The organism is Streptomyces sp. CBMA156 (genome assembly GCF_014596515.1).
Classification (GTDB): Bacteria; Actinomycetota; Actinomycetes; order Streptomycetales; family Streptomycetaceae; genus Kitasatospora.
Window position 1 is genome coordinate 18,212 of record NZ_MSJQ01000268.1, and the last position, 9,407, is coordinate 27,618.

At 75.0% G+C, this 9,407-nt stretch carries 10 protein-coding genes; 4 read left to right on the forward strand and 6 right to left on the reverse strand.

Going from position 1 to position 9,407, the window contains the following annotated elements; all coding sequences use genetic code 11:
* The first annotated feature begins 79 nt into the window (after positions 1-79).
* The 3 genes from BU198_RS22760 to ybaK are packed head-to-tail and all read left to right on the forward strand — an operon-like array spanning position 80 to position 2,967.
* A complete protein-coding gene (locus BU198_RS22760; RefSeq protein WP_188298712.1) occupies positions 80-1,660 on the forward strand; it encodes an oxidoreductase in 1,581 nt (526 codons plus the stop codon).
* A gap of 51 nt (positions 1,661-1,711) precedes the next feature.
* Complete coding sequence (locus BU198_RS22765; RefSeq protein ID WP_317620267.1) at positions 1,712-2,440, forward strand: LON peptidase substrate-binding domain-containing protein; 729 nt, start codon at positions 1,712-1,714, stop codon at positions 2,438-2,440.
* A gap of 32 nt (positions 2,441-2,472) precedes the next feature.
* The gene (ybaK, locus tag BU198_RS22770; RefSeq protein ID WP_188298713.1) at positions 2,473-2,967 is read left to right on the forward strand and encodes a Cys-tRNA(Pro) deacylase; all 495 of its coding nucleotides are present in this window, start codon (positions 2,473-2,475) and stop codon (positions 2,965-2,967) included.
* A 38-nt stretch (positions 2,968-3,005) separates the two neighbouring features.
* Here ybaK and BU198_RS22775 read toward each other — a convergent pair whose 3' ends face one another.
* The 6 genes from BU198_RS22775 to BU198_RS22800 all read right to left on the reverse strand — a co-directional run bounded on the left by BU198_RS22775 (position 3,006) and on the right by BU198_RS22800 (position 9,201).
* Complete coding sequence (locus tag BU198_RS22775) at positions 3,006-3,803, reverse strand: hypothetical protein (RefSeq protein ID WP_317620268.1); 798 nt, start codon at positions 3,801-3,803, stop codon at positions 3,006-3,008.
* A 142-nt stretch (positions 3,804-3,945) separates the two neighbouring features.
* Positions 3,946-4,755, reverse strand: coding sequence for an ABC transporter permease (locus BU198_RS22780; RefSeq protein ID WP_188298714.1), 810 nt, complete (start codon positions 4,753-4,755; stop codon positions 3,946-3,948).
* Positions 4,752-5,750, reverse strand: a complete 999-nt coding sequence (locus tag BU198_RS22785; RefSeq protein WP_188298715.1) for an ABC transporter ATP-binding protein — start codon at positions 5,748-5,750, stop codon at positions 4,752-4,754. Before BU198_RS22785 ends, BU198_RS22780 begins: the two co-directional genes overlap by 4 nt.
* Before the next feature lie 90 nt (positions 5,751-5,840).
* A complete protein-coding gene (locus tag BU198_RS22790; RefSeq protein ID WP_188298716.1) occupies positions 5,841-7,145 on the reverse strand; it encodes an NYN domain-containing protein in 1,305 nt (434 codons plus the stop codon).
* A gap of 327 nt (positions 7,146-7,472) precedes the next feature.
* A complete protein-coding gene (locus BU198_RS22795; protein WP_188298717.1) occupies positions 7,473-8,501 on the reverse strand; it encodes an aspartate-semialdehyde dehydrogenase in 1,029 nt (342 codons plus the stop codon).
* Between the two features lie 103 nt (positions 8,502-8,604).
* Positions 8,605-9,201, reverse strand: coding sequence for a dihydrodipicolinate synthase family protein (locus BU198_RS22800; protein WP_317620269.1), 597 nt, complete (start codon positions 9,199-9,201; stop codon positions 8,605-8,607).
* On the opposite strand from BU198_RS22800, the gene BU198_RS42395 reads away from it, so the two are divergent.
* The coding region (locus tag BU198_RS42395; protein WP_223244798.1) for a hypothetical protein at positions 9,176-9,407 on the forward strand (232 nt) is incomplete at its 3' end. The genes BU198_RS22800 and BU198_RS42395 overlap by 26 nt on opposite strands.

Below are 9,407 nucleotides of genomic sequence, written 5' to 3' on the forward strand. Positions count from 1 at the left end.
TAAGGAGTGGCCGGAACCGCTGGTCCCGCATTTCAGTCCGTGATACGAAGGGCGAGACGACCGGGGGGACGGGGGAACCATGGCGGAGCGCGCTCCGGAGGGCTGGAACGGGGTCGAGCGAAGGCTCTGGGAGGCCTACCGCCAGGGCGAGATCCTGGATCTGCGAACCGGCGAGGCGGAGACCGACGACCCCTTCGGCGACGCCGTCTGGGGCCCCGACCGCACCGTCCGCGCCGAGGTCCTCGCCCATCTGCTGCTGGCCGGCCCGGCGCCCGCCCCCGGCAAGGTCGCCTCGCTGCGGCTCAGCGGTGTGCTGGTGACCGGCGCGCTCAAGCTGGCCGGCGCCACCATCGACCGCTACGTCGAGGTGCACGACTGCCGCTTCGAGCAGAAGATCCTCGTCTCCGAGGCCGCGGCCCCCACGCTGCGCTTCGTGCGCTGCCTGATCCCCCGGCTGGAGGCCTCCCGGCTCTCCACCACCGGCGACCTCCACCTGGCCCGTTGCCGCGTCCCCGGCGGCATCCGGCTCACCGACGCCAGGATCGGCACCGACCTGCTGCTCAACCAGACCGTCATCGGCGGCGACCGCCACGCCCGCGCCCTGTCCGCCGACGGGATCGCCGTCAACCAGGACTTCGAGGCCGAACGCCTGGAGACCACAGGCGAGTTGAGCATCCGCACGGCCCGGATAGGCGGCCGCCTCTCGCTGCGCGGCGCCCAGCTGCGCGCCATCCCGCAGAAGAACCGCATCTGCCTCAACGCCGTCCGGATCAGCGTCGGCCACACCCTCTACCTGACCGGCTCGGCCGACCTCGGCTGGGTCGGCTCCCGCGGCTACTACGGCTCCGGCTACGGCGAGTACCCGCCGCCCGACGGCCCCGTCACCCCGTTCCGCGCCTTCGGCCGGGTGCGGCTGTCCGACTCCCGCTTCGAGGGCGCCTGCCTGATCTCCGGGGAGTTCCACCTGGAGGGTGACGACGAGCTGGCGCTGAGCCGCATCCACACCCCCGAGCTGCGCTTCTCCTGCAAGTTCCGTCCCACCGGCACCGTCTCACTCTCCCGCGCCCGGATCGGCAACCTGGTCGACGAGCCGCAGGCCTGGCCGCTCGGCAGGCACCTGCGGCTCACCGGCTTCGTCTACGAGAACCTGCGCCCGATCACGCCCTTCACCGTCCGGCAGCGGATCGCCTGGCTGGAGGGCTCCTCGGTGGACTTCCAGCCCGAGTCCTACGAGCAGCTCGCCGCCGCCCTGCGCCGCGACGGCGCCGACGACGACGCCCGCGAGGTGCTCTACGCCAAGCAGCGCCGGCGCCGCCGCACCCTGCCGCTGCCGGCCCGGGTCTGGGGCGCCGTCCAGGACGCCACCGTCGGCTACGGCTACCGCCCGGGCCGGGCGGGCCTGTGGCTGCTGCTCGCCTGGTTCCTCGGCAGCCTCTGGTTCGCCACCCATCCGCTGGAGCCGCTCAAGGCCGACGAGCGCCCGCACTGGAACCCGGTGCTGTACACCCTCAACCAGCTGCTGCCGATCGTGGACCTCGGCCAGGGCGGCTGGAACCCCGGCGGCCTCACCCAGTGGATCTCCGCCGGGCTGGTCGTCGTCGGCTGGCTGCTCGCCTCCACCGTCGTCGCCGGCGCCACCAGGATGCTCCAGCGGGGCTGAGGCCGTTATCCGTGCGACAAGGGCCCGGTCCGGGGAACTACGCTGTCCGCCGTGACAGAACGGCTGCCGCTCTTCCCGCTGAACACCGTGCTCTACCCGGGCCTGGTGCTGCCCCTGAACGTCTTCGAGGAGCGCTACCGCCGTCTCGTCGCCGATCTGCTGGAACAGCCCGAGGACGCCCCCCGGCGGTTCGGCGTGCTCGCGATCAAGGACGGCAGGGAGGTCGCGCCGGTCAGGCCGGAGGACGGCCCGGCCGGTCCGCTGGACGGCCTCGGCACTGTCACCGGGGACCCGCTGGAGGCGGTCTTCCACATCGGCTGCGTCGCCGACGTCGCCTCCGTCCAGCACCAGCCGGACGGCCGCTACGAGCTGCTGGTCACCGGCACCACCCGGTTCCGGCTGTGCTCGGCGGACGTCTCGGGGCCGTACCTGACCGGGGAGGTCGAGCAGATCGAGGAACGCCCCGGGGAGGGCTCCGGCGCGCTGGCCTCCGAGGTCGAGCGGGCTTTCCGGGTCTACCAGAAGCGCCTGGCCGGCGCCCGCGAGGCCAGCACCGTCGGCCGCCAGGACCTCCCGGACGACCCGCAGGTGCTCTCGTACCTGGTCGCCGCCGCCTCGGTGTTCGAGACCCCGGTCAAGCAGCAGCTGCTCGCCTGCCCGGACACCGCCCAGCGGCTGCGCACCGAACTCGACCTGCTGCGCCGCGAGACCGCCGTCCTGACCTGGCTTCCCTCGCTGCCCGCCACCGACCTCACCCGCCAGCGCTTCAGCCCCAACTGACCGAGGACCCCGAGGACACCGAGGACCCCCGCATGGCCAAGAAGACCAGGAAGGGCGGCCAGGGCACGCCCGCCACCGTCGCCCTGGAAGCCGCCGCCGTCCCGTTCACCGTGCACTCCTACGACCACGACCCGGCCGCCGCCTCCTACGGCGGTGAGGCCGCCGAGGTCCTCGGCATCGCCCCCGACCGGGTCTTCAAGACCCTCGTCGCCGACGTGGACGGCACCCTCACCGTCGGCGTGGTCCCGGTCGCCTGCCGGCTCGACCTCAAGGCCCTGGCCGCCGCCGTCGGCGGCAAGCGCGCCGTCATGGCCGACCCGGCCGCCGCCGAGCGCAGCAGCGGCTACGTGCTCGGCGGCATCTCACCGCTGGGCCAGCGCCGCCCGCTGCGCACCGTCGTCGACGCCAGCGTGCTCGGCCACCCGACCGTCTACGTCTCGGCGGGCCGCCGGGGCCTCGAAGTCGAACTCGCCCCGGCCGACCTGGTCACCCTGACCAAGGCCCGCACCGCCCCGATCGCCCGCTGAGGAAGCCCCGCGCCCCCGGCCCACCGCCCGAGCCGCGGTCAGCGCTGCGTACCGCTCTCCGTGCCGCTCTGCGCATCGCTCCCCGTACCGTCCTGCGGCCCGGGCGGCCCGGGCGGCCCGGTCTCCGGACCGGCCCACGGCCCGGCCCACGGCCCGGTCGGCGCCTGCGCCGCGGGCACCCCCGCCGGAACCCCCCAGTACGGCGGCGGGTCCTCCTCCCGCTTCCCGAACGCCGCCGAGAGCAGGAGCAGCACCACCATCGCCGCCATCGGCCAGACCAGCAGCGCGCCCAGCGCCCCCAGGTCGATGCTCGCGTCGAAGTGCCCGCCGTCGCCGACCCGCCGGGCCTCGCCGATCAGGTCGTTGCCGGGCCCGAGCCACCGCCCGATCCGCCAGGCCCCGATCGATCCGAGCAGCCCGCCGACGGTCAGCCCGAGCGCGACCGCGATGCCGCCCCCGCGCCGCCGGGTCACCAGGAAGGCCCCGAGCGCGGTCACGATCCCGGCGCCCAGGCCGATGAGCACGAACACCGCGTCGGCGCCGGCCCGCTGCTCCCCCTCGGGGTCCGCGTAGAGGATCCGGTCCCCGTCCACCACCAGCGGCACCTTCGGCGCCAGCCAGGCCCACAGCCCGGCGAACACCACGCCGGCCACCAGGCAGGCCACCACGACACCCGCCCCGACCCGTACCTCCGGCAGCAGCCGCCGCCCCAGCGGGGGCGCGCCGTCCCTGAGGGCGGTGGCCCCCGGCGGCGGCGCGAACGGGTCGGGCGCTGCGTCCGGCACCGCCCGCGCATCGGCGTCGGCGGGATCCGGAGGTGTGTTCGGTGCGGTCACGGGCCCCATCGTTTCACGACGGCCACGCGGACGGCCCACCCAGTCGGCGGCCCGCCTCCGGACCCCTCCGCCGCGAAACGGCCCGCCCTGGATCGTCCTGCCACGAAGGGCCCCAGCGGGAAGGGCCCTGCCGCGAAGCCTCCTAGCGCGAGACCGCCCGCCGGTACGCCCAGGTGGCGACGGCCAGCGACACCACGCCCACGCCCGCGCAGACCGCGAGGTCCACGAGCACCCCCACCCAGTCCGGATCCGGCGTGAACGTCCGCGCGAAGGCCTCCACCCCGTACGTGGACGGCAGCAGGGCGCGCAGCCACAGCACCGGCTGCGGCAGGTGGTCGGTCGGCAGCACGCCCAGCAGCAGCGCGGCCGACATGCCGAGCTGCCCGAGCATCGTCGCGATCTCCTGCCGCGGCGCGAGCAGCCCGCAGGCCGCCCCCAGCCCGGACAGCGCCGCCCCGGCCAGCGGCACGACCGCCAGCAGCACCCAGAGCTGCCCGAGCGGCAGCCCGAACAGCACCGCCCCGGTCGCCGCCGTGACGAGCGTCCCCGGCAGGGTGAACGAGGCGTACGCCGCGGCCGTCCCCAGCACCACCGAGGCGGCCGGCACCGGCAGCGTCGCGTAGTGGTCGAGGCCCCCGGTGGCCCGCAGCTTCCCGAAGTACTGGGCGAGCAGGTTCAGCGCGACGAACGCCACCACCAGCACGCTCGCCCCCGCGACCACCGACCGCGCCCCCGAGGACTGCCCGGCCTCCACGACGCCCCGCATCATCACCAGGATGCCCAGCGACTGGAAGGTGGCCACGAACAGCAGCGGGATGCGCGCCACCCGCGCCCGGGCGAGCTGCGCCCGGTACACGGCCGCGAGCCCGGGCAGCAGCCCGGCCGCGGGGGCGAGCGGGGCGGGGGCGGCCGTGGACCGGCGGGTCTCCGGCGGTACCGAGAGCAGCGTCACTTGGCCAGTCCTCCGTGGCGGCCGCCCAGCTTGAGGTAGGCGTCCTCAAGACTCGGGGTGGCGAGGGTGAAGTCGTCGAGCGCGGCGAAGGCCGGTCCCGTGGTGACGGCGGCGACCAGTTCGCGGGCCTGCTCGGGGGTGGTGCGGACGGTCCAGCGGCGCCCGGTGCACTCGGCCCGCTCGCGCAGCGCGGCGACGGCGGGCACGCCGAGCGGCGCCTCGTCCCGCCAGACCAGGTCGAGCCGGACGTCGCCGTCCACCAGCGCCTTGAGCCCGCCGGGCGTGTCGCAGGCGATCACCCGGCCCTCGTCCACCACGGCGACCCGGTCGAGCACCGTCTCCGCCTCGATCACGTTGTGGGTGACCAGCAGCACCGTGGTCCCCTGCTCGGCGCGGCGCCGGTCCACGGCGGCCCACACCGCGCGCCGGGCGACCGGGTCCATGCCGGTGGTCGGCTCGTCCAGGACGAGCAGCGGCCGGTCCCCCACCAGGGTGGCCGCGAAGCAGGCGAGCCGGCGCTGCCCGCCGGACAGCTTGGCGAGCGGCCGGGCGGCGATCGGCTCCAGCCCGAGTTCGGTCAGCACGTCGGCGGCGACGCTCCTGGCCTGCGCCCGGGTCAGTCCGCGCAGCCTGCCGGTGGTCTCGGCGGCGAGCGCCACCGTCAGCTCGTCCAGCGCGGTGGATTCCTGCCCGAGGTAGCCGAGCAGCCGGGCGGCCCGCTCCGGGTGCCGCACGATGTCGTGGCCGAAGAGTTCGACGGATCCGGAGTCGGGGCGCAGCAGCCCGGTGAGCTGGCGCACCAGCGTCGACTTCCCGGCTCCGTTCGGCCCGAGCAGCCCGAAGACCTCGCCCGGCCGGACGGTGAGGCTGATCCCGTCGTTGGCCCGGATCTCGCCGGCGGCCGCGCCGCGCCCGCTGCGGTAGGTCCTTACCAGGTCGCGCACGGCGACGCACGGCTGGGGTTCCTCGGGTGCTCGCCCGGCCGTCTCGTTCACGACCGAAGACTCTACGCGTTCATACGGGCGAACCGGACAACGGGGCCGTCCCGGCGCCCGGGCCGTTCCTCCCGCGGTGTCCGGAGCCCGTCAGTCGTCGACGACCATCGACCCGCCCGGCACCCGCGCCGCCAGTTCCTTCCAGAAGCCGGCCCTGATGGCGTAGCGGTCGTGCTCGTCGATCTGGTCGTCCTTGTGCGCCAGCAGCCCGAAGCGGGCTGCGTAGCGGAGCAGTTCGCCGTCCACCCGGTGCGGGATGCGCGGGTAGTCGGGCCAGAGCGTGGTGAGTCTCTCGGCGTCGCCGACGCGTTCGCTCCAGCGGCGGGCGAAGACCTGCCCGACCTCGTGGGCGTCGCCGCCGATGGAGGTGATGTCCTCCTCGCGGTCGGCCCAGCGCTGTTCGGCGGTGGTGAGCTGGGCGAGCGTGGGCAGGCTGTCGCCGGCGGTGACGGCGGGCTCGGGGGCCGGCCGGTCCACCCAGCCGCGGTCGGAGGACCAGCGCAGCACAGGACCGGCCTGTGCGAGCGCCCCGTGCCCGTTGGCGCCGTTGGCGCCGTTCGCGCCGTTCGCGCCGTGGCCGTTGGTGCCGGGGCCGACGGTGCCGTTCGCCACCGGGGTGATCGGGGTGACCGAGGAGGCCCGCCCGGCGAGGTCCTTCGGTGTCGGTACGACCTTGAGCGCGGCCGCGGCGGCCGGCTGCGGCCCTCCGTCGGCGGGGGCGGCGCTCGCCGGGGCTGCGGCCGCCGGGGTGACCACCGGCGGTGCCACGGCGGGCGGGGCGGGCGGGGCGGCGAGGATCTTGGCGATCTCCTGCCTGGCCCCCGGCGCCGGGAACATGCTGGAGTGCTCCCGCAGCGAGAAGGACCCCTCGATCCACTCCCGGTCCAGCACCCGCCGCTCGTCCGCCTCGCCGACCAGGTCCTCGGACTGGTTGAAGTCGCCGTCGGCGGCCTGGAGGGCCCACAGGTGGACGGCCACCCCGTGTTCCTTGGCGGTCATCATGCCGGGCAGCAGGTCCCCGTCCCCGGTGATCAGCACGACGTCGGCGCAGGCCCGGTTGCGGGCGAGTTCGGAGAGTTCGGCGTGCATCGCGGCATCGACGCCCTTCTGCACCCAGCGCCCCTCGGCCCGGGTGAGCGCGCCGAGCCGTACGGTGACCCTGGGCAGGACCCGCAGCCGCCGGTGCTCGGGCATCGGGCGCCGGTCGGGCGCGGCGTCGAACCAGTAGATCCGCAGCAGCGGCAGCCCGGTCTCCGCCTCGGCGCGCTCGCGCAGTGCGGTGATCAGGGCCGTGTGGTTCACGGTGACCTTGGACCGGGATGGATCTCCCGCGAGCAGGCTGGCGGCGGCGCCCAGCAGGTATCCGGCGTCCACCAGGACGACACAGCGGTCCATCGCGCACCTCTTCTCGCTCGCCCTCGGATCAGTCGGGTGGATCGGTTCGGGACGGGCGGTCCGCCCGCCGTCCGGGCGTGCGGAGGTGAGGGGCCCCCGTCGTCCGATCGGTGGGTCACCTTTTACCCGCGGTTCGCCCGCCGAACCTCGCGTGTTGTCCCGGTACCGCAACAGCCGCCCCGGCGCGGAGCGAACGAAAGCGGGGGCGGGCCCCGTACAACGACGAGGCCCGCCCCAGGTCACGCAGCGGTGTTCCGACCGGTGGACGCCGGTCCGCCGTCCCGGGGGCCTCGCGGTCCCCGGGGCCGGCCCTTCCGTCCCGGCGCGTCAGCCCTTCAGCTCGGCGGCGACCAGCTCGGCCAGCTGGACGGCGTTCAGCGCGGCGCCCTTGCGCAGGTTGTCGTTCGAGATGAACAGCGACAGGCCGTTCTCCACGGTCTCGTCCACCCGGATGCGCCCGACGTAGCTCGGGTCGCGGCCGGCGGCCTGGAGCGGGGTGGGGATGTCGGACAGCTCGACACCGGGGGCGGCACCGAGCAGCTCGACGGCGCGCTCGGGGCTGATCGGACGCTCGAAGCGGGCGTTGATCTGGAGCGAGTGGCCGGAGAAGACCGGGACGCGCACGCAGGTGCCGGCGACCTTGAGCTCCGGGATGCCAAGGATCTTGCGGCTCTCGTGGCGGAGCTTCTGCTCCTCGTCGGTCTCGTTGGAGCCGTCGTCCACGACGGAGCCGGCCAGCGGCACCACGTTGAAGGCGATCGGCCGCTGGTAGACCCTGGGCTCGGGGAACTCGACGGCACCGCCGTCGTGGGCGAGCGCGGCGGCGCCGTCCACGACCTTGGCGGCCTGGTCCTGGAGCTCGGCGACGCCGGCCACACCACTGCCGGAGACGGCCTGGTAGGTGGAGACGACGAGCGCGGCCAGGCCGGCCTCCTCGTGCAGCGGGCGCAGCACGGGCATGGCGGCCATGGTGGTGCAGTTGGGGTTGGCGATGATGCCCTTGGGGCGGTCCGCGATGGCCTCGGGGTTGACCTCGGAGACGACCAGCGGGACCTCGGGGTCGCGGCGCCAGGCGGAGGAGTTGTCGATCACGACGGCACCGGCCGCGGCGGCCTTGGGGGCCAGGGCCTTGGAGGTGGAGCCGCCGGCGGAGAAGATCACGATGTCCAGGCCCGTGTAGTCGGCCGTGGCCGCGTCCTCGACCGTGACCTCGGTGCCCTGCCAGGGCAGCGTGCGCCCGGCCGAGCGGGCCGAGGCGAACAGCCGCAGCTGCTCCACCGGGACGTTGCGCTCTGCCAGGATCTCGCGGACCACTCCGCCGACCTGGCCGGTGGCACCGACAATGCCGATCTTCATCTCCGACTACTCCTCTGAATGGTGCTGTTCACAGCCGCACTCCGCCCATCATGCCTTGTCACGCGGGTCGGTCGGCCTGGTGTTCCACGGTGTGAGAGCGCGACTACTGGTCCAGACCACTCGCCAGCGCCAGCGCGGCGCGGACCTCCGCCTCCCCGGCCGGCAGCAGCGGCAGCCGGACGTCCGGGGTCGGAATGCGGCCCTGGGCGTGCAGCACCCCCTTGGTCACCGTCGGGTTGGGGGCGGTGAACGCGGACAGCGCCAGCCCGGTCAGCCGGTGCCCGAGCGCCCGCGCCCGCGCCACGTCCCCGGCCTGCCAGGCCTCGACCAGTTCGACGAACCGGGCGGTCGCCAGGTGCGCCGAGGCGAGGATGCCGCCGGCCGCGCCGAGCGCCATCATCGGCGAGAGGAAGGCGTCCTCGCCGGTGAGGAAGGCGAACCCCTCGGGGGCGTCGGCGAGCAGTTCGGCGGCCGTCTGGTCCAGCCCGCCGGTCGCGTACTTCACGCCCACCACGCCCTCGATCGCGGCGAGTTCGCGCAGCGCCGCGGTGGAGAGCTGCTGCCCGGTGCGGTACGGGATGTGGTAGACGACCAGCGGCAGCGGGCTGCTCGCGGCGAGCGCCCGGAAGTGCGCGACCGTCCCGGCCTCCCCGGCCCGGACGAAGGACGGCGTGGTGACCAGCGCCGCCGCCTGCGGCACCCGCGCACCGAGCGCCGCCAGCGCCTCGCCGACGGTAGACGACCAGCGGCAGCGGGCTGCTCGCGGCGAGCGCCCGGAAGTGCGCGACCGTCCCGGCCTCCCCGGCCCGGACGAAGGACGGCGTGGTGACCAGCGCCGCCGCCTGCGGCACCCGCGCACCGAGCGCCGCCAGCGCCTCGCCGACGGCCCGGGTGTCGCCGCCGGAG